Below are 25,445 nucleotides of genomic sequence, written 5' to 3' on the forward strand. Positions count from 1 at the left end.
TTAAACCAGTGAAGATTTGGGCTAACGGTGTGCTTCCAGCCAGTCCAGCGCTCCTGGCGTCGTGCGCCACTGGTCGCGCATCAACGTGCGGTACTGCCACGCTTCCGCCCGGGAGCCGGGGTCAACCTGGCCATCTGGGTGGGGCATGGAAGGCCGGGGGTTTTCGGCACAAATTAGCTCCAGCGCGTAGCGGTTATGACCGAGCACATCGCCAAGCGCGGTTTCAGCGGCCTCACGCTGCTCTAATCGATACAGCGCCAGAGTTTTACCCATCAGTAGCCCAAGCACCAGCGAGCCATCGTCGTCATTCTCTTCTGCCAACGCCAACGCTTCTTCATTGCGGTCATCGCGCAGCAGTTGATCCAGCACCAGCTCGCGCAGGCCCAAGCTATCCTCCTGGTCGATCAGCAGTAGCTCTTCGGCCAACTCGCGAGAGTGCTGGCGGGCGCCGCGCTCCATACCCACCACCAGCGCTAGCCCCGTGCGCAGCAACATGGCGTTGTTGGCATCGTCCCAGCACAGGCTACCGTCGCCTTCGGCGCGGGCTTGTTCCAACCAGCGCGAGAGGCGCAGCGCCAGCGGTTCCAGCAGGCTCGGCGCCATCCACGGCAGGCTGCCAAAGCGGCTGGTCAGCGCTAGCGTTAAGTCTTGCACGACCTGGGGCGCATCCAGCCACTCTGGATGCGAGCATAGTGCCGACATCCACTCAATGGCGTTGCCCCAGGGGTCATCGCGAAAGCCTAGCGCTACGTCTTCATCCACCAGCACCTGGAACTGCTCATGCCAAGCGGCAAACAGCGTCGCCTCGCGGGCACTGGCGTTATAAAACAACCGACCGGTTTCAGCATCGGCGCTGATATCGATTTTGGGGGCGGTGGGTAGCTCGGCCAGCAAGGCCTGAAGTGCCACCAGCGGCGTGGCCAGATCCTCCTCGGCGCTGAGCAACTGGTCAGCAAGCGTCGCACCGGGGTTTTCTGCCAACGCGGCCAAAAAGTCCAACTGATCTTCGTCCAACTCGCCCTGGCGAACCAGGCGGCGATACCAGAAGTTGGCGCGCTCTTTGGCTTCCTGCTCATGGCCTTCGTGCAGTAGCAGCATAGCTTCAATGTAAGCCAGGGTAGGCGAATCGGGCAGCGCCTGCTGGGCCTTTACAAAGGCACCACGGGCACTATCCAGGTCATCGTTATCCAGGTGCATCAGGCACAGACGCTCAAGGGCCACGCCACGCAAGAACAGCGGCCCGCGTTCCATTACATCATCGAGTAAGTCGGCACGTTTACGGCTAAAACCACGCTCTTGATAAATATCCAGCAGGATTTCAAAGGCGGGTTCGGCCTGCTCGGGCAGCCGTGACCAGTCGCTGCCATCGAACAGCGACTCAAGGATTTGCATAGCGCGGCCTGTCTGACCACTTTCGGCGGCGATCAACCCGGCTTCCAGCAGCGCTTGAGGCGGTGCTTGCTGGCTATCCAGCGCGGCTTTCAGAGTGGCGCCCTTCCATTCGCGTAGCGAGAGCATCCACATCATTTGATCAGGAATTTCGGTGGGAAACTCGACCTGGTAGCAGCACTGCTTAAATTTGCGCCCGGAATCGCACCAGCATGGCTCGTTACGCCCTGGCGTGGCGAGAGGCTCGCAGGCAAAATCAAGCCGCTCCAGCGGCGTTTGTGACCACAGCACCGGTGCCAGCGCTTGGGCCATGGCTACATCACCTTCGAAGGAATCCGCGCCTTTGGCGCGCACCCAGGTCATGAAGTCCGGATAGTGTTCTTGTTGCCTGATTGCCGAGAGTGCCCCGGAGGCGAATCCCAGCAGTTGATCGACCCATACCGCCAGCATTGCCGTCTCCACTGCGTTAAACGATGTCTGTAAATGACGATGACTAAAATGAAAGCGACATAGTTTATCACGAAGGCCGACATCACCGCAGCGGCAATCGATTGATCGTTAGTGGGCTCGTTTTAAGAGTGGACGCGAACGCTCGTGCATGTCCAGCCGTGCCCCCAAACGCACCAAGTTCCAGTAGTGGCCGTTCAATGCTCGAGAAAGCAATAGCGTATCTGCGGGGGGCTGCAGGCGATCCATGGCCGCCCACACTTTCGGGGTTAGCTCGCGCAAACGGCGGTGCACCCGAACATCGCTGAAATCCTGCTCACCAGGCTCAAACAGCGGGGCGATGCATTCGGCGGATTCGCGATACAGCGCCAGCGGTGCGCCCTGCCCCTGGCGACCACCCATCTGCATCAGCGCCTCGTCCATTCCCATCGGGTCATGCTTCAAGGTAGCATCGAGCAGTTGCATCATCGCCTTTATACGTACTTCGGGTACCGCAATCACCGCGCCTAAATCGTAAATCACCAGCCGCCCCTGATCATCAGCGGCGAAGTTACCGGCGTGAGGGTCTGCGTGCAGTTCGCCGTAAGTAAATAACTCCTGGGTTATCCAGTCTGCCAACGCCTGGGCAATGCCTTGGCGTGTAACATCATCAGCATCCGCCAAATCACGCAGCGGCGTGCCGCCCACATAGCGCATTGCCAGCACGTGCTGCCCGGAAAGGGCCGGTAGCGGTTCGGGAATCACCAGGCTCAGGTTATCTTTGTAACGCTCGCGATACCGCGCCAGTGCATCAGCCTCGGCGTGGTAATCCAGTTCCCCGCGCAAGCTTTCAGCAAGCTCTTCAAACAGCGCATCAAGCCTTGCCTGGGGTACCTTAAGCCAGCGCCCCAACCGCATAATACGCCGCACCTGAACCAAATCACTCTCCAAAACATCAGCCAAACCAGGGTACTGCACCTTTAATACAACGGTTTCACCTCCATGGGTTGTTGCCCGGTGCACCTGCCCCATGGAAGCACTGGCAAACGGGCGTTCTTCAATCTCACGGAAGTGGTGATCAATATCCCCGTACTGCAGCAGCAATGCTTCACGAATTTTAGGCCAGGGCATGGGCTCGGCCTGGCGCTGCAAGCGGGCAAGCTCCTCAGCCAGATCTGGCGGCAGCAGGTCATCCCACTGAGACATTACCTGCGCCAGCTTCATGGCAGGGCCCTTCAGTTCTGAAAGCCCCTCAAACAGCGCTTCGCCCAGGGCGCGCCAATCCGCTTGGCCGCCGAGCCGTGTTTTCAGCAGCGCACCACCTGTGCGTGCGCCCAAGCCCATCAATCGTCGTGTTCTGCCTCGCTCACGCATTGGCTCTGCCCCTTAACGCTCACCACATCAAATTATTTATACACAATTTATACAATCTAACAGCATTGACCACTTACCGCATCACTATCCTGCTCCGTTCCAGCTAATCTTTGGAGCGTCTGCTAACATAGCCGCTATCAAAGGATACGATGAAGGCTTCGCTGCTATGCGCCTGATAATTGCCGAAAAACCCAGCCTCGCCCAAGCTATCGCAGAGGCGTTACCGGGCACTAGCAAGCGCCAGGATGGCGCCATTAACTGTGGTGACACCACGGTCACATGGTGCCTGGGCCACTTATTAGAGCAAGCGCCGCCGGAGGCCTACGACCCCGCCGACAAGCAGTGGCGTCTAGACCGACTCCCCATCGTGCCGCGGCAGTGGAAACTGATGCCGCGTCCCAAGGCGCGGGGCCAACTGGCTGTGATTCGCAAGCTGATCAAGCAAGCCACCGATGTGGTTCACGCTGGCGACCCCGACCGCGAAGGTCAATTGCTGGTACAGGAAGTCATTGAGCACATGAAGTATCGTGGCCCAGTACAGCGCCTGTTAATTAGCGATCTAAACAAACCGGCAGTTTGCCGTGCACTGGCGAAACTGCGCTCTAATGTTGAATATCAACCGCTGTTTCAGGCCGCCCAAGCCCGTTCCCGCGCCGACTGGCTTTACGGCATCAACCTAACCCGTGCCTGGACACTTACCGGCCGTCAGGCAGGTCACGACGGCGTGCTCTCTGTTGGGCGTGTACAAACCCCGCTGCTAGGGCTGATCGTGCGCCGCGACAACGCCATTCGTGACTTTGTGCCACACCCGTTTTATCCGCTATGGGTGGATTTAAAGGTTGCCCAAGGCCAGTTACGCGCCTGGTGGGCACCCAAAGAGCACCAACCGTTAGATGACCAAGGGCGCTTGATTGACCGCTCACCCGCCGACGCGTTAGCAGCTCAATTGCCCGGCGCTTCAGGGCATCTGAGCAAACTCGATCAACAGGAAAAACGCCAAGCGCCACCACTGCCCTACTCGTTGTCTGCCCTGCAGGTGGACGCCGCCCGTCGCCACGGGCTTTCCGCGCAGATGGTATTGGATATTTGTCAGCGGCTGTACGAACGCCACAAGTTGATTACCTATCCGCGCTCTGACTGCCGCTACCTACCCGAAGAGCACCTTCAGCTAGCCCAGCGCAGCTTATCCGGCGCCTGCCAAAACGATAAGACGCTACAACAGTGGCTCAATGGTGCAGACTTTACGTTGCGCTCCAAAGCCTGGAACGATAAACAGGTCGGCGCCCACCACGCCATCGCGCCCACCTGCAAACCTGCCGATTTTGGTCAGCTTTCCGATACCGAAGGCCATGTGTTTAGGCTGATCGTGCGCAATGTCATGGCGCAGTTCTATCGCCCGCTGCGCACCTTTGAGGTAAAAGCCGAATTTACCCTGCTTAATGAAGCCTTCCGCGCTCGTGGGCAAAGCATTCTCGACCCCGGCTGGAAACCGCTATTCACCACCCGCGATGAAACCCCGCCGCTTCCGCCGCTGACCCAAGGTGAACCCTGCCAGGCATTAGGCGCAGGCGTGGAAGAGAAAGAGACCCGCCCGCCGGAGCCCTTCACCGATGCCAGCCTGATCAAGGCAATGATGAACATTGGCCGCTACGTGGACGACCCCGCCGTTCGCCGCACTCTACGAGACACCGACGGCCTGGGCACCGAAGCCACCCGGGCAGGCATTATCGAAACCCTGGTACAACGCGGCTACTTGGTGCGCCAGCAAAAAGCCCTGCGCGCCACCAAACTCGGCTGCGCATTAATCGCCGCCCTGCCACTGGCCGTGAGCACCCCCGAACGCACCGCGCTTTGGGAACAGCGCCTGCGGGCGATTTCTGAACAACAGGATGATCCCGGCGCGTTTCAGCAGGCGTTACTGGACGACCTACGCGCTCTGCTCACCCATAGCGACGCCGCAAAACTGAGGCAGAGCCTGCAAACTGCCCAGGGCGAAGCCGGTGGCCCTGCAAAGCGCACGGGTAAGACAAGAAAGAGCTATACGAAAAGGAAAAGTACGGGGGGCAGAAAGAAGACGAGTTAAGGGGAAACTTAATAAGCGCCCCTCACTGATTATCTAGCGAATCGCCAACCACTCAATCGCTGGAAACTGCCTGCTGAGCGATGCGGGTTCAACATTACCCGTTCTGCGGGTAAGGTCTCAAACCAAGCAAAATTTCAGACTTTTCTGTTAACGGTTGATCCAGCAGTTGCTGCTCGGTGTACTTGGCAAGGTGCTCGCGCAGCAACGTATACACGGCTTCACGACCCTGACTCGTATCAATCTCCACGCACTTACCCTTTCCTGTGAACAGCTCAACCGTCGGCAACGTTTCAGCTTTGAAGGTATCAAACCGTAGCTTCATCGCATCAACATTGTCGTCCGTGCGTCCAGAGTATTTGGCACGGCCCAGAATACGCTGTTCGAGTACGTCGAATGGGCATTCAAAGTACAGCATGGTCGGCAGCTCGGTCTCCCGGCCAAAGACCTCGTACCAGGCTTCAAGGTTGGACAGCGAACGTGGGAAACCATCAATCAGAAAGTTTCTTTTGCCCGTCGTGCGGGTGGTACGCTCCATTGCGTCTTTGAGCAGGCGCACGACAATTTCATTGGGTACCAGCTTGCCAGCCGCAATGTACTCTTTGATCAGTTCAGTCGTTGGCCCACCCGCTTCCTGCTCTGCGCGCAATAGGTCGCCAGTAGAGAGATGTGTCCATTCCAATTGAATCTCTGCAAGTTCGCACATGGTGCCCTTGCCAGCCCCAGGCCCGCCTAGCACAAAGACGACATTAGGTTCGGGACAAAGCTCACGCGGATCACTATGGTAGATCGTCACCTGAGGGGCGGGAGCGACGCCCATCTTGTATACGTTCCACTCGCGATCCGTTGGCGGCAATGTATCTTCGCAGGTAATTTCGTAAGCAAGATGCCCGTCAAGACGGCTGATGCGCCAAGATTGGTAGCTATTGGAATATGAAATAGCCGGGCTTCTGACTGCCTTGCCGTCTGCACGATCCCACGCCATTTTACCGTTCCAGTAACCGGGGCTGGAGACAACGCCAGACTCTGATGTGGTGGGAGGTGCTTGTGACGGAACATAAAGGCCATCAACTTCCGGCAGGCCAGCGCCGGATACTTCGATAAACAGGGTATTGGGTATAAAGGATGTTGTTTCGGTCATGTGTACTCTCATGTTCGATTAACGACTTATGAGGGAGCGTTTGACTGCCAAAGCGACCTCGACAATTGGGCGCTAAATAAAGCGCCCAGCGTGATTCAGATAGCGCGAGTAGCGTGGGCATAAACACGGCATCAAAATTGTATCAGAACAGCATGATACCTTCCCTTACGCTATCGCGTTGTAGCCTACCTAGGTTCACTTCGATAGCGCAGACATTCCACTCGGTACCGACATCACCCATTCCCGTATAGCTCGAATAGTCGGATCTTGCTGACGGCTTTCCGGGTAGACCAAAAAGAACGGCTTGCCTTCCAGTGACGGGCCGAAAGGTTGCATCAAACGGCCCTGAACTAATTCATCGTTAATCAACTGACGGCTCATTAACGCCACGCCCTGCTCCCCCACGGCGGCTGAAATAGCGTGGGTTTCGTCAGTAAACACCAGCCCTGCACTCACATCTAGTCCCGGTACCTTAGCCAGTTTCTGCCAAGCCACCCAATCCAGTGGCGAAGATACAGCACCTGCAATGCGGAAGTGGATCAGCGAGTGCGCCGAGAGTTGCGCTGCATCGTGCAAATCAAGTTGTGGGCTGCAAGCCGGGATAAAGGTGTTATCGAACAACTTCTCCGCTATTAGCCCCGGCCAGCGACCATCGCCGTATCGAATGGCAATATCTGCCGTCACCCCGTCCAGCGCTACCGACTCGTGAGAGGCGTGAATACGCAGATCAATATCCGGATGAGAGTCACGCAGCATGCACACCCAGGGCAGCAGCCAGCGCACCGCGACAGCTGGCGTTGTAGAAAGCGTAACGGTCTGGCGAACAGATATAGCGCTTAGCCGTTCGACAACACTGCTGATGTTATCAAAGGCTGTTTCCAACACCTGCAGCAGCTCGCGGCCCTGAGGTGTCAGCTCCAATTGACGAGGTTTACGCAAAAAAAGCGAAACGCCCAGCGCCTCTTCGAGTCCTCGAACTTGGTGGCTAATGGCAGTGGCAGTCACCGACAGCTCTTGTGCGGCCTGCTTGGCACTTTCATGGCGGGCAGCCGCTTCAAAAGCGCGGAGCGACGAAAGAGAGGGTAATCGGCGCTGGCTCATGAATGAATTTAACTCATCTATAGCGGTAAGAAAAGATCGTTTGTTCCAGCTAGCAGGCGAGGCCTACTCTGAGTCTGCTGTTAATCATAGATGAATTCAACTCAGACTAGGAAGTTACCATGACACATATTCTGCAACTAGACGCTAGCGCCCGCCCCGGCATTGCTGGAACGGATAACCACGGTTCTCACAGCCGCCATTTGACCCATCAGTTTGTCAGTCAGTGGCAATCAGGCCGACCACAAGACACCGTTACCTATCGAGATATAGGTCAACACCCACCTTCTATTATTAATCACGACTGGATTGCGTCTGCTTTCACACCCGAGGTGAGTCTAGAGCCCTGGATGAAGGACGCTCTTGCAGAAAGCAATCAACTGGTTGATGAACTGATTGCAGCGGATATTCTGGTGATAGGAACGCCTCTCTACAACTTCGGAATGCCTGCCGCCCTTAAGGCGTGGATCGACCAAGTAGTGCGCGCTGGCCGAACAGTGGAAATTGATGAGAGCAACCCGACCGACCCTTACATTCCAAAACTGGATGATCGGCCAAGGCATGCGGTTATTCTTACAGCCAGAGGCGGCGTGAATATGGCACCAGGCGAAGAAATGGCCCATATGAATCACCTAGAACCACACTTGGCCACAGCACTAGGATTTATTGGTATTACCCGCCTTCACTACATTGCTATCGAAGGCCAGGAAGTGGGAGGTGAGCTACTGGCCGCTTCCGTTGCCGAGGCAGTCGGTAAAGTTGAATCTCTGGTTGATGAACTGCAGGTGGTGTTCCAGGAGGCTCCAATCCCCGAACCAGCCTAAAGCTATGTGATGTAAACAACCAGTATCAAAGGTACGGAAATCGCTAATTCAGGAAATCCGTGCTTTGACCTTGAGCATCTACTTAGCACTAGCTCCTAGCCGTGCACCTAAAGCCACAAACAGAGCCCCTAGGCTTCTATCCATCCACAAACCAACGCGTGGTTTTCTCTTTAGGAAAGCACCCAGCTTAGCGCCAGCCAGAACCAAAGGGGGCTCTATTACCGCGGCAACCACGATAATCAAGCTGCCATGCAATAAAAGCTGAGCTTCGGCAGAGCCTGCGCCTTCCACGATAAATTGTGGCAAAAACGCCAAGAAGAATACGGCCACTTTGGGGTTTAGCGCGGACACCAGCATGCCCTGCCAATAAACCGAGGATAGGCGCTTGGGGCTCTGCTTTTCTGCTGCAATAAATTGATCGCCCCGTGAGAGCAGCATTTTTACGCCCAGCCATATCAGATAGGCCGCCCCGACCCATTTAACAATCGAAAACGCCAGAGCGGATGTCGCCAGAATGGCCGAAAGACCAACCGCGGCCATCACGACATGCAGCGCCGCTCCTGTCCAAATCCCAAACATAGCGGCAAACCCTTGCCGTCGCCCACTACGTAATGTTTGCCCCAGGATGTAGGCAATATCCGGCCCTGGCGAAAGATTCAGAAGCACCGCCGCGGAAAGAAATGTCATCCAATGAAATAGCGAGTAGTCAAACACTGTTATTTTCCTTAATTATTTAGCAGCTGTAATGCTAAAGAATCATCGCAGGGGCTTCTCATGCGGTCTCCACCAGTAGCGTTACTCGTCGGCGGTTAAATGTTATCTCTTAACGCCTCGGCAATAAAGCTGCCCTTCGCAGCCGTATAAGCTTCTCGATCTGCTTTAAACGCTGCTGCCCATTGTCGTTTATTCATCTCATACTGCTGCGCTAGCTCAGCACTCTGGCGAAGGCGGTTTCGAAACACCAAGCGCCGGTTCCACTCTTCACTGCCATACACCATAAGATGCAGGTGGTGGGTTCTGCGCCCATCGGCAAACCGCATCAGCCAACGGCGGCCCACAAGAGAGGCGTTATATTCCATTGACGTTGCATATTTGGCAGAGCACAGCGGCTCCAGTAAGCCATCGGCCTGGGCGATTGAATTTACCCCCGCCAGGATATCGATAATAGGCTTGGCCGAAAGCCCTGGTACGGAGGTACTGCCGATGTGCTCTATCGCCAAAAACGCGCTTGGAAACACATCAAATAGTCGGTCACGCTCTTGCTCAAACAGGGCTGGCCAAGCTGTGTCGTATGGAAAAAGCGCTACCTCTTCGTCAATCGCTCGATGTAAGGATTCCGTTTCATCCATGAGCTTTACACTCCTTGCGCCGCTAGTTTCAGGCTAAGATTGTTCTATTAGCAGTGGCGGCATGGGGCAATCGAGAATATCCGCCACGGCACGGAACAGCTCGGCTTCGGCGGGCCGGATAACCCCGCTATGCTCAATGCAACGGGCCATCGCTTTCAGCAACGCTGGTTTCTGCATGTGCCGCAAGCGACGCAAGCGGTCAACGGCTAAGCTCAGTGCTCGCATATCGCTTACATCAGTGGCAGTGAGGGAAAACGGCAACTCGCTTTCAGCAGCACTAATCGCTGCGTTTATTTCCACGGGGGCATCCTGACCGGCAGCCGCCAGCACGCTAAGCAGCATCTGGCACTCCCGCTGCAGGTCATTTAGCTTCAGGTTAGCGGGCCCATTATCCGGCTTGCTCAGGTTATTCAGCACCAGCTGATACAGCGTCCACTCCAGCAGGCTAACCTGGCCGTAGGCGTTGATCAGATGCTCCATACAAAGGCGAAAATGCTGAACCTGCTCCCTCGATTGCGACTTGAGGGCGGGCAGCGCCAGCTCAATCAGTGGCAGTCGCAACTGTACATCCAGTTTTAATACCTCTGGGCCGTATTCCACTAGCTCACGATAAACATCCAGCAGCGCCACTTGCTGCAGCGCTCTTAATTGCTGCTTTCGCATCTCCTTATTCTGGCTGAGCAATAGCGCATACATCAACGCGCGCGCCGCATAGGGCTCATGGGCGGCGTTTTTAATCCGCTCAGGCAATGCTTTGAGCGTCGCCCGCGCCTGTGCCAGATGTCGTTGATTGGGTTGGCCCATGGAATTAATAGCGGCCTGAGCAGACGCCCCGGTCAAGGCAGACGCCAGCGTAGCCGACCTGGATCCGGGCTCAACACGGGCAGTCGCTTGGCCTGAAGCGGAGCTTGCATTTTGTTCCTGCTGGGAGGGTAGCGTTGCCTCAAAACGGCCATTCCAAGTTGGCATAACCCGCTTGATGCGGTCGTTTAACGGCGGATGAGTTGCCATCATTCTGATAAAGCCCAGCCGCACGCCCGGCCCAAAAAACAGGTGGCTGAACTCCGCCGCCTGCGCTGCCTGAAGGCGCGAACCCTGGGTATGCGAACCAATCTTTACCAGCGCGTTACCAATCCCCTGAGGGTTGCGAGTAAACTGAACCGCTGACGCATCCGCTAGATATTCACGCTGACGACTGACTGCTGATTTAATCAAATTGCCAAAGAAAGTGCCTGCGTAGCCGATCAGCATTAGCGCCGCCCCCAGCGCTAAGATGACCGCGACTGAGTTGTCGCGCTTTCCGCCGCCAACCCGCCTAAAACGTATACTACGCAGTATTGTACTGCCCAATAGACCAATCAACAGGATGCCGTGCAATGTACTGATAAGGCGCATATTCAGCCGCATATCGCCATGCAGGATATGGCTAAACTCATGGGCCACGACGCCCTGTAACTCATCTCTTGTCAGGTCACGGATAGTGCCGCGGGTAATACCAATGACAGCATCATTGGTTTGGTAGCCTGCGGCAAAGGCATTAATACTCTCTTCTTCCAGCACATAAACCGGGGGCACAGGCGTTCCAGAGGCAATCGCCATCTCTTCAACCACATTGAGAATGCGCCGCTCGTCAGCATCACGGGTATTCAGATTGATTTCGCGGCCACCCAGGGCTTCTGCTACTACCCGGCCACCACGCCTTAGCTGGCTGCGTTTGAATAGTCCACCCAACACCACGACAGCCAGCACCGCAATCGCAACGCCAATGACCAGTTCAATCGAGAGAGCCGACCACAACCCCGGAGTAGGAAGGTTGGTTTGTGTCGCGGATTGCTCCCCCATCAGATGAAGCGTTATGGCAATCGCCAGCGTGGTAACAACAATCAAGGCGAGTACTGCCAGTACCATCAAGACAACCAGACGCCCGGTTTTACGCCGAGCGTTATCCTGCGCGGTAAAAAAATCCATGTCGCGTTTTCCCTGAGCTTAGAACGACACCTTCGGCGCCACTTGAATCTGGGCGCTGTCTTCAAACTCTAACAAAGAAGCATCCTGACCGTGGCCGAACATGCCAGCCACTGCTACCGGGGGGAAACTCTGCCGATAGGTGTTGTAGTGCATCACCGCATCATTATATGACTGCCGCGCAAAGGCCACCTTGTTTTCAGTGCTGGTTAGCTCTTCTGACAATTGCTGCATATTTTGCGAGGCTTTTAAATCCGGGTAGGCTTCCATAACCACGTTAAGCCGCCCCATCGCCTGTATCAGCGCACCCTCTGCGCCGCTCAGGTCTGCCATCGCTTTGGCACTGCCTGGGTTGGCCGCAGCCGCTTTTAGCCCAGCGGCGGCGGTATTACGCGCCTCGATGACCGACTGCAGCGTCTCCCGCTCATGACTGAGATAGCCTTTAGCAGTTTCGACAAGGTTAGGAATCAGGTCATGCCGCCGTTTAAGTTGCACTTCAATCTGGGCAAAGGCGTTCTCAAAGCGATTTTTCAACGACACAAGTCGGTTGTAGACACCGATGACGTAAAAGGTAATAACGGCGATGATCGCCACGATGATGATAAGAGTGAGCAGCATGGTTCTTCCTTATAGTAGGCTTTCGTCAGTATAAGCCGGTCTATGCAAAGCTAGACGATGAGAAGCTAGCCAGTAAAAAAAGCAGCAAACAAGTTCAATCTCGAACGTTAGTACGTCACTTTGCAAGCTTAGGGAGAAAGGAAAGGTCGACATGGTATTGCTGAAGATCTCCTTTCTCATAAAACACTGTGATCGTATCAGTATGAATGTAGTTTGATGGATCAAACCAAATATTATTGCTTTTAAACACATGCACTTCCGAGGTTGCAGGGTTTTGCCATTGAGTAACCACCTGGAATGGGTGCCTGCCATTCACTGAAAAGCGTGTATTTAACTCCACTCCCTGGTAGTCAGTATCAATAGGCACACCATTTTTCTTTAAAGTTTCCCCTTTACGATGTCTAAACTCCGGCACGAACATAAGGATGACTCCCGCCAACAGGAACACAATGCCTATGCCGGCAAGAATCGCCTCTGCTCCCCATAGTGAGAAAAAGCTATTGATTCGGGGACTACTTCGCTCACCTGGCTGGTATAAAACGTCTACCTGCTGACCTGGGGTGTAGCTCGGCGGATTGCTACTTGTCGATGATGTAAAATTCACAAGCTGACCGCTTTCATTTGTGAATTGAACCACAGGGCGATAAGTAATCGAGTCGCTTGAGCGATACTCAACTAGCTCAACTACCGTACCTTGGGTGATAACTGCCTCTGAAAGAAAATCCCTTGTATTAAGCAACATAAATACAGAGCCGACCAACAAGGCAATGCCCACCATTAATGACGTTAGCTTTACAAAAAAAAGTGCTTTCACTTCCACTCCTTGGAAAAACTGGGGGGTTAACGTAGCAGGCTAGAATCAGAGCAGCCCTTACAGACGAAACAGTCTATTAGATAAAGCTTAAAAAAAACCAACCCACTCGTCAATTAGGAATAATTATCGAATGGGATCTTCCTCTATGATTCATGCCACTGAAAAAATTAACTGATCACGGTAGGAGGCAAATATATAGTGAATTCGTTGATGGGCTCAATTAATACGCTGTACGGGGAGCTCTGCTCCTCTAAATGAACAATATCTAGGTCAGATAACAGCTTAAACCGGGCAGTCTTTACCGTAGCGGGTTTCACCTCCAGCTCTTTATGCCAAACACGATAGCTACCTAACTTGCCGTCGCGTCGATAATAAAAACCCGCAAGCGGATGGGTAAGATAAACCAATGCTGACTCAGTATCTGGAAAACCAGGAAAGTTAAAAGCTGATTCAGGTGATTGCTCAAGCTCGACAGAAGCTTCCGCCCACTTAGACGCTGTTTTCATACGATAATGGCTATACAGCCCGGTTGTCTCATCATACATACAATCGAAAGAGACTTTGCCTGCATGCCAAGGTAAATTCCAGAGATATCTGGGAACCACCAATGTCCATGAGTCCAAAGTGGTTCCCAGAAACCATACACATCGCTCCCCCGTATTCTTGTCGATGATATAGATACGGTAATTGGTCTGCCCCATAGTAAATTTGGGGAAAGGAAACACGGCAGAAGTGAAATCCACATCGATAAAAGGAACCACTGAAATAAGCCCCATTGCCTGACCATCAATTTCAACAGCATCTAACACAAACCTTTCAGGAAAAAGCCCCTCGAATCGTCTGGCCGGCACAGCGTAAGTAATAATCGCAAAGTGCTTAAGACCACACAGTACATCTATGCCTTTAGGCTTTGGCCGCTTAATCAGGTAATCCTCAAACTTTCGCGATGCCTGCATGAGCCTTTCCTTGAGTTAATGTTTCATCGTCTAGGTTATTCCTTTCTGTAATTGTAAGGTAAATCAACTAATTTTACTAATCATAACTAGGCATAACTAGGCAACAACTTTAAGATCCTTTTTTTGTTGCGCGGTGAAATAGCTGTCAAGGGTTGAAAGAAGCCAGAAAAACCTATAAATAATAAATTAAGTCCGATCTTTTCTTGGCCTCTGACGGCCCTCGAACCAGTCACGACCTGCTCACCTTGTTTCCAGAATCACGGGGCGTTGTTCAGCTAAAGCTTGCCGTAGGTCTATTCTGAGCTCTAGACACGCTTCGGGCACGAACATTTAGAGAAGCCAAAAAACCCTACATAACACAGCGTCAAAGGCAGAATAAGATGACGACTCATGAAAAAAACAGCGTCGATAACGAAGCCATCCATTGGGATCAGGATATTAGCTACGGTCAGTACTTGGATCTGGAACCCTTGCTTGCTTGCCAAAACCCGGCTTCTGAGGAGCACGATGAACTGCTGTTCATCGTCATCCATCAAGTATCCGAGCTATGGATCAAACTATGTCTTCACGAAGCCTATGGCGCCGCAAAGCATATACAAGAAGATAACCTGCGCCCTGCCTTCAAGATGCTTGCGAGGGTTTCTAGAATTCAGGAGCAGCTTATTAAGGCTTGGGAAGTGCTGGTCACCATGACCCCCGCCGACTATGCCAGCTTCCGAGACAGCCTTGGTCAGAGTTCTGGGTTTCAATCTTATCAGTATCGGGAAATCGAATTTCTATTGGGTAACAAGAACGCCAAGCTAATCGAAGCCCACCGTTCAAAACCCAAACATTACCAAAAACTTCAGGAAGCCCTCCACGCACCCAGTCTTTACGACATTGTGTTGCAGTTGCTTGCCCATCGCGGTTTCAGCATTCCGGAAAGCAATACCCAACGCGATTGGAGTATCCCCTACACTGCAAGTAGCGAGGTGGAAGCGGCCTGGACGGAAATCTACCGCAACAGCGAACAGCACTGGGATCTCTACGAGCTTGCCGAAAAACTGGTGGATGTCGAATTCAACTTTCAGCGCTGGCGATTCAGTCATATGAAAACAGTCGAGCGCATTATTGGCTACCGGCGCGGCACCGGCGGAACGGCTGGCGTGAACTATCTGGTCAAAGCGCTGGATCTTCAGTTCTTCCCCGAACTATGGAGTGTTCGGACAACTATCTAAACACTACCGCACTGCTGCGCGCCAAGTTTAATGACCGTTGAGAAGTTCAAACCAGTGACATTCAATTTTTCGGAGTAGCGATATGCCTGTAAACCTGGATAGTGTTCGTGAGCGTGACCGCCAAGACCCATTGGCAGCGTTTAAAAGCCGCTTCGCCCTACCTGAAGGCATTCTTTATCTTGATGGAAACTCTCTGGGTGCTCAGCCAAAGGCTGCCAAACAAGCGGTCGATGATACTCTTGATCAGTGGCGCGATGAGCTGATCAAAGGCTGGAACCAGGGCTGGTTCGATGCCCCCGAGCGCTTGGGTAACCTTCTAGCACCGGTTATTGGCGCACAGCCTGGTGAAATGAGCGTTACCGACAACATCACGCTAAATATCTTCAAGCTGCTGGGGTATATCCTCGACCAAGCCAAGGATGGCCGCCGTGTGGTTCTTAGCGAGGGCGGTAACTTCCCGACCGATGGCTATATCGCCCAAGGCTATTGCCGGGTGAGCGGTGCCGAGCATCGTTTCCTGCCCGAAGGGCGCGACTTGGCCGAACACCTGAACGGTGTCTCCGTGGTGGTGCTTAGCCAAGTTAACTACCGTACCGGCAAATTACGCGATATGGCCAGCACAACGAAATTAGTACACGACCAGGGTGCGGAAGTGATTTGGGATTTGGCCCACTCCGCAGGTGCACTGCCCATCGACCTTAACGGCTGTGGCGTTCGCTACGCGGTGGGCTGTACCTACAAGTACCTTAACGGCGGGCCTGGCGCGCCAGCCTTCTTGTACGTGCATAGCGATCACCAAGACAAAGGCTGGCAACCACTTTCCGGCTGGCACGGTCACGCATCGCCCTTCGCTTTTGAAGCTGATTACACCCCAGCGGGCGATATTTCCCGCTTTCGTACTGGCACACATTCGGCACTAGCCTACGCCGCCTTGGAAGCCTCGCTCGCCCTGTGGAGCGAAGTGAATATGCAAGCGCTGCGAGACAAAAGCCTGGCGATGAGCGACCTGTTTCGAGAGTGTTTGAGCGATATTTTTACCGCTCATAATATTGACGATATAACCCCATCTGCCAGCGAGCGCGGCAGCCAGGTATCACTGGTGGACAGCCAAAACGGCTACGCTATCGTTCAGGCGTTGATTGCCCGCGGCGTAATCGGCGACTACCGAGAGCCCGGCCTAATGCGCTTTGGCTTTACCCCGCTGTACCTTAGTTTCGAAGATGTTTGGCAGGCAGCCCAACACTTCCGTGAAGTAATGGAAAGCGGCGCGTACCAAGATCCCCAATTTCACGTGCGTGGCGCGGTTACCTAAAGGGTACGTTATGGCTGAAACACCACAGAACCTCGCCTACTCCCCGAGCCACTACGCTCGGGATTTTAAAGCCACGTTAACGCGCCAGGCCGCTTTAGGCGTCGACCTGGAGGCACGTCATCAGCCGATTACCTTGAGCTACGGTGAAGAACCAGCAGCCCGTCTTAACCTGTTTATTCCGAAAAATACGGCTGCCCCCTGGCCGCTGATGGTATTTATTCACGGCGGCTATTGGCAGGAGCTGGATAACACCGCGACGGATTTTTTGGCTGAACGCTACTTGGCCCGTGGCATGGCCTTTGCCTCCCTGGGTTACGGCTTAGCACCGAACACCTCAATTGTGTCCATGGTGAACCAATGCATCCAGGGAACTAGAGCGGCATGCAACGCCCTCTTAAATAATGGTGGTGTGGCGTCTATTGTATTAGGCGGCCATAGCGCCGGTGCCCAGCTTGCATACTGGGTAGCCGCCAGCGGTGAGATACCCATCGACAAACTGATACTGGTTAGCGGCGTTTATGACCTAACGCCATTAGTCGACACCTACGTGAACGAAGCGTTAGAGCTCAATCCTACTCAAGCACGCGCATTAAGCCCTCAGTTTGCCGGTATAAACGGACTCCCCCCATGCAAGGTCGTGATCGCCGAAAATGACCCACCCACTTTTCGCCAACAGGCCCTCGATTTTATAGCAGCGTTGAAGGCTACCGATGTCCAAGTCGCGCTAGTGGATATAGCGAACCGCGATCACTTTGATGTGCTAGATGTATTGGGAACCTTGAAGAGTTAAACCGCGAGGAAAAATAGAGCGCTAAACGTTGCCATTAACAACTATCTCGCTAACAGCTATCTTACTAACAACTATCCCGCTAACAGCTATCCCGCGTTGCCAAAAACTGACCATTCCCGACGGGCACTGTGCAAGTAGTGACATCAGCATCGGCAGATACCAACGCCATAAAAGCCGCCATTTCATCTGCATGAGAGGTCGCGTTATCAACCACAAGAAGCCCGCCTTTTCGCAGTATCCGTTTAATAGTGGGCCACCAGTTCACGTATTCCGAGCGCTTAGAGTCTAGAAAAATCAGGTCAACATTAGCGACGGGCATGTTTTCAATCAGACCTCCCGCCTCGCCGCGGAGCTGCGTGATCACCTCAGAAAGACCAGAGCGCTCAAAGTTCTTGGCCGCTAGCTCAAGTTTGAACTCGGATTGCTCAATTGTCGTAACATGCCCGCCTATTTTTTGCGCCCCCTTAGCCAGCCACAATGCAGAATACCCGTTAGAGGTGCCAATCTCTAGCACACGCTTTGCGCTGGTTGCCTGAACCAACACTGAAAGAAATTCTCCGGTATCACGGGTAATGTTCAGCATCCGCCTTGGGCGGTCGGCAACGGCAGCGTCATTTTCCTGACCAAATTGCTCTAATTCGACTAACAGCGCTTGTAATGACTCGTTCACTCCCATTCCCCTGTCCCAGTTGTTCGATAAGAGTCAACTGCCTTACCAGGTCTCATCCGCGCCCGGCGGCCCCACATCAACCTGCCTATCAGGGGCAATATCCACCACGCCTTTGACTCTTTTCAGCCGTTCAGCCGTGACATCGTCTGCCGACCCGGTAATGCAACCGATCTCTTTCAGCACCTCCCGGATGGCCAACCCCTCAGCACTTAGCCGTGTGGCGATGTCATTGATCGATTGATCGTCGGAAATCGTAATTATCCATAGCGCTATCTTTGCCATCGATCATTCCTTACTAAGGTGCTTGTACCAAACCCGCGCCAACGCGGGGCTCAGGCGATGGCAGCCCTTTTACCGAAGCCACCAGCTGTTGCCACAGCTTCATTCCCCGCAGAGACGCATCAGACTGTGCCCAGAGGGCAGCGCAGCCTGCCACATGCGGCGCTGCCATGCTGGTACCGCTAATTGTTTTATGGCGTGTGGGCCGAGGCCATGAAGAGAAGATATCGCGTCCCGGTGCGGCAATCTCAATCTTGCCATGATTTGAGAAACTGGAAGGCTTCAGGTTTGCATCGAGAGACGCCACAGACATCACCGTGGGTGAATTGGCAGGCGCGCCCGTGCTTGCAGAGGAATTGCCTGCGGCGGCAATAATCAGGCACCCATTACGCAGTGCCGCAGCGCCAGCGTGGGTGTAGGCTGCTTGCACTGGGCTTTGGCTACCCAGCGACATCGAGATAACTTCACACCGATTGGCAATGGCCCAGTTCAGGCCAGCGAGCACGCCCGCCCCGGTACTGCTGCCCGAGTTGGTCAGCACCTTGCCAACCAACACCTGAGCATCGAACGCGATACCGTAGCGTGAAGTACTTTCGGAAGGCGCTTTTGGCCCACAGGCCGTACCGATACAGTGCGTGCCATGCCCATTGAGATCCTGAACCGGTTCCCCAACGAAGGATCGGGTAACAAACTCCCTGCCAGCGTAATCCGGGTGGCCAAGATCCATACCGGTATCCAGCACGGCGACTTTAATGCCAGCCCCGCTCCAACGGCTTTGCGGCACCTTGCACTGAGCCAGCCCCCAAGTCACCTCAGGCGCGTCCGTCTCATGCGATTCTTCGCGCTCGTCACTATCAAGTTCAACGCCGAGATCGCACGCGATAGTACTCGCTGCGCGCAAAAAGCCCCGCAGGTAATCAGCATTTCTAGAATCGGAGTTTTTAAAACTAGTGTTTTTAGAATCAGGGGTTTTAAAATCAGAGTTTTCAGAAAACGCAAAATACTCGGGCTCAATAATTTCTATCGGACTGTCCGCTGAAATTTTGTCAAAAACACTCATCCCGTGCTGCTCTAAGGCGTCACCGCCAACCAGCGCGACACCCAGCTCCGGGAACACCAACGCCTCGGCGTCCCCAGTGTCTTCCAGGCTGACGGCCTGATCGGTAAAGTCACGGGCATCGGCCACCCGAAAGTTCTGAGCCTTTAGCGCCTTAATGCCCTCCTCTACTCTTCCCTCACGGTAGCTGATAAGAAAGCGTCCCGTTTCAAGGCAGCTACCGCCACGCTCCAGCGCTGCCAACAGGAGTTTCTCGGTGCTGCAGGAGACCGAATTAAGTGAGCCGCTCGGGCCAGGCGACGTGCTACCGCTGCCGGTACCTTTAGGTGTTTTAGCCATCGTAGATCCCTTTTCGTTTGGCTGGACAGAAATATTGAAATACTGCTGCTTTCAGCTTAACGCACCTAATGATCTTCGCCAGATTGATTAAAACCCAGGTTGACTAAGCTCTTCATTCCTAAGTGTGAGCACTTCAAAACCGCTGGATGTGACCGCAACTGTATGCTCCCACTGAGCTGACAATGTCTTGTCGCTGGTTACCACCGTCCAACCATCTCGCTTGGTTTTTATCTTGGCCCTACCCTGATTAATCATCGGCTCGATGGTAAACACCATGCCTTCTTTTAAAACCAAACCTCTGCCTTTCTTTCCATAATGCAGTACCTGGGGCTCTTCATGCATTTCCCGGCCAATTCCATGACCGCAATACTCTCGGACAACAGAGTAGCCGTGCTTTTCGGCATGTTGCTGGATGGCATAACCCACATCCCCCAACGTGGCACCGGGCTTGACTGCGTGTATTCCTTGCCACATGGCTTCGTAGGTTTTATCCACCAGCCGCTTTGCGTAGGGTGTAACATCGCCAATCAGATACATCTTGCTGGAATCAGCAATAAAGCCGCCTTTTTCCAGGGTAATATCGACATTAACAATGTCGCCTGATTTAAGCGTTTGCGTTTCAGATGGAATCCCGTGACACACCACGTGATTAACTGACGCATTCAGCACAAATTGATAATCGTATTGCCCTTTACTGGCTGGGCGAGCCTGCAAATCATCCACGATGTATCTTTCGGCCCAATTATTAATGTCCATGGTGGATATACCGGGCACTATTTGCTTATCAAGATGACTAAAAACCAAGGCGAGTAGCCGCCCGGCTTCACGCATTACACTCAGCTCCTCTTCGCTTTTCAGCGTTACCTCACCCACCGATCACCTTCCTTACATCTACATCAGCTTGCTTCATTTGCTCACGCATAATGTCAGAGAAAGTCATACTCGGATTAGCCTCAGCCAACATACCAACCTTCATCCAGTACTCTGCCTGGGCGTTGATTGAACGCACCATGACGGTACTCGCCCTACGAATATCTTCATGCAACTGGTCATTGATCTTAACGATACCCATCACATCACCCAATATATGAAACGAATATAAAATGCTTACGAATCATATATCGCAAAGAATGAAGCGACAAGCTTACCTGCCAATGCGCAAGGAGCCCCACCAATTCCTAGCGCTTGGCTAGCTAAAAAAGATACCGATCTGTGAAGAAATTAACGAGAGCGCGCATTTGGACGCACGACAAACCAACTGGCCAACACCAAGCTACCGAATAGCGTGTAAGCCACCACAAACACCCACTCCGGCAAAGTGAAATAGAGCAGGCTATGCAGCCAGTACTGAATGAATGAGCCGGAATAGGTAGCAGCGCCCGCCTGAGCTCTGAGCGCCATTTCCCAGACCGTTAACGGGCAAACTACGCCCAACCAGGCTTGAATCACCACATAGCCTATGGCGCACAGATGCACGATGCGAAACAACCGATTGCGCACCCATTTCCAGTTCAGGAAATAGCCTGTGTACACTGCGAATAAGCCGAGCACCACAAAGGCCACGAATAGAACGTGGAGAATTAGTAGTATGTCGGCGAAGAGAAGGAGCAGTGATAGGGGCATAGGGAACAGCTAACTGCTGTCGGAGCGTGCGTCACGGCATACCACCACCCGGTTCCTTCCACCACGCTTACCAACGTAAAGCATCTGATCCGCACGCGTGATAAGAGACTCAAGGCCGACATCATCAGTACTCGTTGCAGCCACACCGATGGTGATACTTGGATTCAGTTTGCTCATTTCTTCCATTGAAGACAGCTCGGCGACCTTCATTTTCAGGCGTTCCGCAACCATTTGTGCTTCGTTTGGGCTAGTGTTCGGCAACGCCACGACAAACTCTTCACCTCCAAAACGTCCTATCACATCTGATGGGCGCAACGACTCTGCGCAAACCTCTGCGATCTTTGTTAGCACCCAATCCCCGTGGCTATGTCCCCAGGTATCATTAATATTCTTGAAGTGATCCACATCGATCATAAACAGGCTAAACGGCACTTTTTCGTATTGGGAACGCTTTAATAGCCCATTAGCCAGTTTCATAAAATGGCCACGATTATTGAGATTGGTAAGCGCATCCCGCTCAGCGGCTAACCGCAATTGCTCTTCCAGTGATTGTCGGTGAGCGATTTCATTATGCAACTGTCGGTTTTGATCACGCTCCTCATAAAGCATTGCATACTGCTTACGCTGCAGTCTTTCCAGGCGTAGCAAGGCAAAGAACCCCACCACATTGCTCATACCCAGCAAAACAGCAAGCAAAAGCATTCCTATAGGGGTCAGTCCCGCGAACAGCATCGCAGCCACTAGAAAGCCAATATTTAAATAGAGGCTGGCAGCTGTCACCACGGTAAGTCGATTGGGGATCAGGAGATAGAACCCCATGGTGGCGACCGCCACGGCGGTAATTTGTGTGGATAAGCTTTCAGGTCTTAGAGGTACAATCAAAATAATGCCTGTGGCAAATACCCATAGCGGCAAGGCGTGCAACCAGGCGCGGTAATCGTTTCCACTCCAACGCCGCACCACGAAGGCTATCAATAGGCAAAGGCTCACCACCACTATTCGCATGATAAGCAGCAGATAGAACTCTCTGGTAAGGCCTAACAGGTAGTAATCCGCAATCACAAACATGCCAAAGACACATGCTGCAACGCTCACGGCAAGGCTGAACTCAAGCCTCAAACTTTCCTGGATAGTCCGCCGATACAACAACTCACTGCTAGCGTCGCAAAATTGCCCTGTTAACCTATGCACCTGATACTTTTTTTCCCGTAATGGCACAGTCCCGCACTCCCGACGTCACATAGCATTTTTTTAATTTTATCAACAACGCGATACCACTCACCTCAACATTTTGCCGGGGTAACCGTGCGATAAATGGCTGTCGTCTCTTCCAACCCTTGCTGTAATGCTCGGATGCGGGACTCATGAGCCGGGTGGGTAGAAAGAAACTCCGGTGGCTGGTCGCCGCCAACAGCCGCCATGTTGCGCCACAGGGCCACGCTTTGCTGAGGGTCAAACCCCGCACGGGCCATAATTTCCAGGCCCATCAAATCCGCTTCTTCTTCGTGGGTGCGGCTGAACGGCAGGCTAATACCCAACTGGGCGCCGATACCCAACGTCTGCATTAACTGCTGGTTGCCAAACTCCTCTTCCCCTAATAACCCCACCACCATGAACACGGCTTTAATGCCCAACTGCTGGGTAAGCCGCTCATTGCCATGATCCGCCAGCACATGGCCCACCTCGTGCCCAATCACTGCCGCTAGCTGAGCGGGGGTTTCGGCCACTCGCAGCAGGCCGCTATGCACGCCAATGCGCCCACCGGGCAGCGCAAACGCATTGGGGGAAGCATCCTCGAACACCACCACTTCCCAGCGCTCGGGGAAGGCGAGCCCCGGATAGCTTGCCTCAGCGCCAGCCACTACTCTCTCGGCCACACACTGCACCAATTGATTCGCCTGCGCATCGTGGTTGATCGGCTGGCTATTGAGTAACTGGCTAAAGGCATCTTCCCCCATGTCGGCCATTAATGAGTTCGGCACTAACGCCAGCTGGGAGCGCCCAGTGGGTGTTTCCCCGCAGCCAGCTAAAGAGGCCAGCAACCCCAAGAGGAAAAGAGGTAACAGAAATCGCCGATGCATCGGATGGTATCGCCTGGATTAAGAAACGTTCAGTAGAGTGTAAGGCGCTTCGCAGGCGTGGCGCTCGTCGCGTTCATCAACGCTACCCAACCCAAGGTGACGGTCGTTATCGTAGGCGACGAACAGCCGGTCATGATCCAGCACGGCAAGGCCTTCGGCTTTGTGTTCAAACTCCAGCGGCAAGCCCGCGGGTGTGGTCACCAGCGTTGGCTCGCGCCCTTCCCGAAAACCGCTCAAGCTCACTTCCCACAGATACCCGCCAATGCGCTCTTCACCAGCCTTAGCTACCTCAAAGCTATTTAGCAGGTAAAGACGGCCATGGTAGGGATCGTACTCCAGGCTCGATAGGCCACAGTCGTAACGCACCGCTGAGTGGCTACCAGGGTCGAAGGCGTAGTGCTCACGCATTTCATCGATAAATACCAGGTTGCCACTTTTGCTGATCTCATAATGCGCGCCGACGATCCTGCTGACATAGCTGAAATCAGCATGGGACTGCCCCTGCTCACGAATGCCAAACAGCAGCAGACCATCGCCGCGCTCACCGGGAATGGCGGCCAGTCCTTCGATTTTGTAGTACGGGAAACCAATCGCTTGATCCAGCTTGGTGCGAAGCTCTAGCGAGCCTTTCACTCCATCGCGGGGGTCGGGGTCGACCACTTGCACCTGTTCTGGGTGACCCAGCGGCCAAATCAACAGGTGGTTGTAATCGTTAAGGTCATGGCTTTCGTTGTCGATACGGTCAAAGCCAGTAGTGGCCAGCACGTAGCGGCCATCCGCCGTGAGGGAAAGATCTTCGTACTTAACCGCCTGTTTAATTAGCGGCGTGGTGAAGTACTCCAATTGGCTGTCATCCGGGCCTTGTTCAGTCATTGGCATGGCAAACATCGCCGAGCGTTCCTCCCCCGGCACCGGTTTATCGCTGGCTAAAATAAGCCGCTGGCCGTCGTAAAGCACGGCAGACACTTCGGCATTTACCAGCTTGCCACGCTCATCGCGCAGCCCAGCAGGAAAACAGTGGATAGTGCCTTGCTGCAGAATGGTCGCGTGCGTCATGGTGGTTGATCCTCCCGACTGCTGAAAGTAAGTCGCAGCTTACTAGAGCTTTGGGGAGGGCGTCGAACATATGCAGACCCATTTATTCGGTCGCCATCTGCTTGAATTGTGACGTAGCTGGAACGGGCTACTCTCGACGACCTCCCCTGTAAGTCGCGGGGAGATACGTCTAGCTTGCTGCGCTGTAAAATCGCGTTCGTTAAGGTGTGTAAACCTTAAGGCGTTTGCGCTTCGTCGCGCATCACTCTGAGCGAGGTGATTTCAATATTGAGCGCATCACGCGTTGCTTCTAACTCATTGGCCTGTTCGCCCACTGCGGCAAGTTGAGCATTAGCCTCTTCAATTTCGGCGTTTAGCGCTTCTAGATCCGCTTCAGCTTCACTACGAGCCTCCTCTGCATCCTGTCGAGACTGTTGCGCAGAATCGCGGGCAGCTTCGGCTTCTTGTTTGTCTTTTTCTACCTCGGCATATGTCTCATTCAGTTCCGCTAGGATGCTCTCTCTTTCATCTATTTGTTCGTTGAGGGCGCCAACTTCTTCTTCGCGGGTTTCATGCTCGCCCCGTAAAGCGGTCAAATCTTCTTTAACATTGGCAATGTCGGCTCGCGTCGAGGCAAGCTCGGCTTCCGCTTCGGCTTGTTCAACTTCCAGGTTGCTCATCCGCTGCTGCAGTGTTGCCAAGTCCAGCTCCGCGGCTTCAACCTCAGACATCTGCGCCTGAATTTGCTGATGCTCTCGCTCAGTTTTGGCCAGCTGCGCTTCGGTTGCTTCCAGACTGTCTTGCCGCGACCCTGCAATGGTATGTGCAACAATGGCCCAGACCACGGCAATAACAGCAATGGCTAAGATCACCTTTACGCGGTTATCGCTCAACAATGCTGTCGTTGATGGTTTATCAGTTCCTGTCATTGGTTCAAACCTCTCGCTTTATTGGAATCACTAATTAAGTAGATAACGCATGCATTTCGGCGGGTTGTGGCCTGACCTA

Annotated in this window: 25 protein-coding genes; 5 read left to right on the plus strand and 20 right to left on the minus strand. The window is 53.7% G+C overall.

Annotated features, from left to right (window positions below):
• Nucleotides 1-21: 21 nt before the first annotated feature.
• Both A6R74_RS03520 and A6R74_RS03525 read right to left on the minus strand, forming a co-directional pair.
• The gene (locus tag A6R74_RS03520; RefSeq protein WP_064233063.1) at nt 22-1,839 is read right to left on the minus strand and encodes an SEC-C domain-containing protein; all 1,818 of its coding nucleotides are present in this window, start codon (nt 1,837-1,839) and stop codon (nt 22-24) included.
• A 108-nt stretch (nt 1,840-1,947) separates the two neighbouring features.
• Complete coding sequence (locus tag A6R74_RS03525; protein WP_064233064.1) at nt 1,948-3,189, minus strand: ABC1 kinase family protein; 1,242 nt, start codon at nt 3,187-3,189, stop codon at nt 1,948-1,950.
• A 166-nt stretch (nt 3,190-3,355) separates the two neighbouring features.
• Between A6R74_RS03525 and A6R74_RS03530 the strand changes: the two genes are divergently transcribed.
• The gene (locus A6R74_RS03530) at nt 3,356-5,272 is read left to right on the plus strand and encodes a DNA topoisomerase III (protein ID WP_064233065.1); all 1,917 of its coding nucleotides are present in this window, start codon (nt 3,356-3,358) and stop codon (nt 5,270-5,272) included.
• 94 nt (nt 5,273-5,366) lie between these two features.
• On the opposite strand, the gene A6R74_RS03535 is transcribed toward A6R74_RS03530, so the two are convergent.
• Nucleotides 5,367-6,410, minus strand: a complete 1,044-nt coding sequence (locus A6R74_RS03535) for a nucleoside monophosphate kinase (protein WP_064233066.1) — start codon at nt 6,408-6,410, stop codon at nt 5,367-5,369.
• A 195-nt stretch (nt 6,411-6,605) separates the two neighbouring features.
• Nucleotides 6,606-7,511: a LysR substrate-binding domain-containing protein gene (locus A6R74_RS03540; RefSeq protein ID WP_064233067.1), complete on the minus strand. Its 906-nt coding sequence runs from the start codon at nt 7,509-7,511 to the stop codon at nt 6,606-6,608.
• A 119-nt stretch (nt 7,512-7,630) separates the two neighbouring features.
• Between A6R74_RS03540 and A6R74_RS03545 the strand changes: the two genes are divergently transcribed.
• On the plus strand, nt 7,631-8,332 hold the full coding sequence (locus A6R74_RS03545) for an FMN-dependent NADH-azoreductase (RefSeq protein ID WP_064233068.1): 702 nt from the start codon (nt 7,631-7,633) through the stop codon (nt 8,330-8,332).
• Between the two features lie 78 nt (nt 8,333-8,410).
• Here the strand turns inward: A6R74_RS03545 and A6R74_RS03550 are convergent, their stop codons facing one another.
• The 6 genes from A6R74_RS03550 to A6R74_RS03575 form a co-directional block, all read right to left on the minus strand.
• On the minus strand, nt 8,411-9,046 hold the full coding sequence (locus tag A6R74_RS03550) for a LysE family translocator (RefSeq protein ID WP_064233069.1): 636 nt from the start codon (nt 9,044-9,046) through the stop codon (nt 8,411-8,413).
• Between the two features lie 95 nt (nt 9,047-9,141).
• Nucleotides 9,142-9,681, minus strand: coding sequence for a GrpB family protein (locus A6R74_RS03555; RefSeq protein ID WP_064233070.1), 540 nt, complete (start codon nt 9,679-9,681; stop codon nt 9,142-9,144).
• A gap of 33 nt (nt 9,682-9,714) precedes the next feature.
• The gene (locus tag A6R74_RS03560) at nt 9,715-11,649 is read right to left on the minus strand and encodes a M48 family metallopeptidase (RefSeq protein ID WP_064233071.1); all 1,935 of its coding nucleotides are present in this window, start codon (nt 11,647-11,649) and stop codon (nt 9,715-9,717) included.
• 18 nt (nt 11,650-11,667) lie between these two features.
• The gene (locus A6R74_RS03565) at nt 11,668-12,264 is read right to left on the minus strand and encodes a LemA family protein (protein WP_205634133.1); all 597 of its coding nucleotides are present in this window, start codon (nt 12,262-12,264) and stop codon (nt 11,668-11,670) included.
• A gap of 115 nt (nt 12,265-12,379) precedes the next feature.
• A complete protein-coding gene (locus tag A6R74_RS03570; protein ID WP_064233072.1) occupies nt 12,380-13,078 on the minus strand; it encodes a DUF3592 domain-containing protein in 699 nt (232 codons plus the stop codon).
• Nucleotides 13,079-13,245: 167 nt separating this feature from the next.
• Nucleotides 13,246-14,034 carry a DUF2071 domain-containing protein gene (locus tag A6R74_RS03575; protein WP_064233073.1) on the minus strand — a complete coding sequence of 263 codons (789 nt, stop codon included), beginning with the start codon at nt 14,032-14,034 and terminating at the stop codon, nt 13,246-13,248.
• 380 nt (nt 14,035-14,414) lie between these two features.
• On the opposite strand from A6R74_RS03575, the gene kynA reads away from it, so the two are divergent.
• The 3 genes from kynA to A6R74_RS03590 all read left to right on the plus strand — a co-directional run bounded on the left by kynA (nt 14,415) and on the right by A6R74_RS03590 (nt 17,353).
• Nucleotides 14,415-15,251, plus strand: coding sequence for a tryptophan 2,3-dioxygenase (gene kynA / locus A6R74_RS03580; RefSeq protein ID WP_064233074.1), 837 nt, complete (start codon nt 14,415-14,417; stop codon nt 15,249-15,251).
• Between the two features lie 82 nt (nt 15,252-15,333).
• Complete coding sequence (gene kynU, locus A6R74_RS03585; RefSeq protein WP_064233075.1) at nt 15,334-16,563, plus strand: kynureninase; 1,230 nt, start codon at nt 15,334-15,336, stop codon at nt 16,561-16,563.
• 10 nt (nt 16,564-16,573) lie between these two features.
• Nucleotides 16,574-17,353 carry an alpha/beta hydrolase gene (locus tag A6R74_RS03590; protein ID WP_064233076.1) on the plus strand — a complete coding sequence of 260 codons (780 nt, stop codon included), beginning with the start codon at nt 16,574-16,576 and terminating at the stop codon, nt 17,351-17,353.
• Nucleotides 17,354-17,432: 79 nt separating this feature from the next.
• On the opposite strand, the gene A6R74_RS03595 is transcribed toward A6R74_RS03590, so the two are convergent.
• From A6R74_RS03595 to A6R74_RS03640, 10 genes are all read right to left on the minus strand, one after another.
• Nucleotides 17,433-18,023: an O-methyltransferase gene (locus tag A6R74_RS03595; protein ID WP_205634134.1), complete on the minus strand. Its 591-nt coding sequence runs from the start codon at nt 18,021-18,023 to the stop codon at nt 17,433-17,435.
• A 42-nt stretch (nt 18,024-18,065) separates the two neighbouring features.
• The gene (locus A6R74_RS03600; protein WP_064233078.1) at nt 18,066-18,305 is read right to left on the minus strand and encodes a hypothetical protein; all 240 of its coding nucleotides are present in this window, start codon (nt 18,303-18,305) and stop codon (nt 18,066-18,068) included.
• Between the two features lie 13 nt (nt 18,306-18,318).
• Nucleotides 18,319-19,698 (minus strand): S8 family serine peptidase, encoded by a 1,380-nt coding sequence (locus A6R74_RS03605; RefSeq protein WP_064233079.1) that lies wholly within the window; start codon nt 19,696-19,698, stop codon nt 18,319-18,321.
• 87 nt (nt 19,699-19,785) lie between these two features.
• Nucleotides 19,786-20,571, minus strand: a complete 786-nt coding sequence (map, locus tag A6R74_RS03610; RefSeq protein ID WP_064233080.1) for a type I methionyl aminopeptidase — start codon at nt 20,569-20,571, stop codon at nt 19,786-19,788.
• Entirely contained in the window at nt 20,564-20,770 is a 207-nt protein-coding gene (locus tag A6R74_RS03615; protein ID WP_040481168.1) for a ParD-like family protein, read from the minus strand. Before A6R74_RS03615 ends, map begins: the two co-directional genes overlap by 8 nt.
• Before the next feature lie 149 nt (nt 20,771-20,919).
• The gene (locus A6R74_RS03620) at nt 20,920-21,321 is read right to left on the minus strand and encodes a DUF2784 domain-containing protein (RefSeq protein ID WP_082906582.1); all 402 of its coding nucleotides are present in this window, start codon (nt 21,319-21,321) and stop codon (nt 20,920-20,922) included.
• Nucleotides 21,322-21,330: 9 nt separating this feature from the next.
• Nucleotides 21,331-22,416 (minus strand): GGDEF domain-containing protein, encoded by a 1,086-nt coding sequence (locus A6R74_RS03625; protein WP_240488153.1) that lies wholly within the window; start codon nt 22,414-22,416, stop codon nt 21,331-21,333.
• Nucleotides 22,417-22,604: 188 nt separating this feature from the next.
• The gene (locus A6R74_RS03630; protein ID WP_064233083.1) at nt 22,605-23,402 is read right to left on the minus strand and encodes a M48 family metallopeptidase; all 798 of its coding nucleotides are present in this window, start codon (nt 23,400-23,402) and stop codon (nt 22,605-22,607) included.
• Between the two features lie 18 nt (nt 23,403-23,420).
• Nucleotides 23,421-24,458: a hypothetical protein gene (locus tag A6R74_RS03635; RefSeq protein WP_064233084.1), complete on the minus strand. Its 1,038-nt coding sequence runs from the start codon at nt 24,456-24,458 to the stop codon at nt 23,421-23,423.
• A gap of 215 nt (nt 24,459-24,673) precedes the next feature.
• Entirely contained in the window at nt 24,674-25,366 is a 693-nt protein-coding gene (locus A6R74_RS03640) for a hypothetical protein (protein ID WP_064233085.1), read from the minus strand.
• Nucleotides 25,367-25,445 lie beyond the last annotated feature (79 nt).

It is taken from the genome of Halomonas sp. ALS9 (genome assembly GCF_001651035.1).
Classification (GTDB): domain Bacteria; phylum Pseudomonadota; class Gammaproteobacteria; order Pseudomonadales; family Halomonadaceae; genus Vreelandella.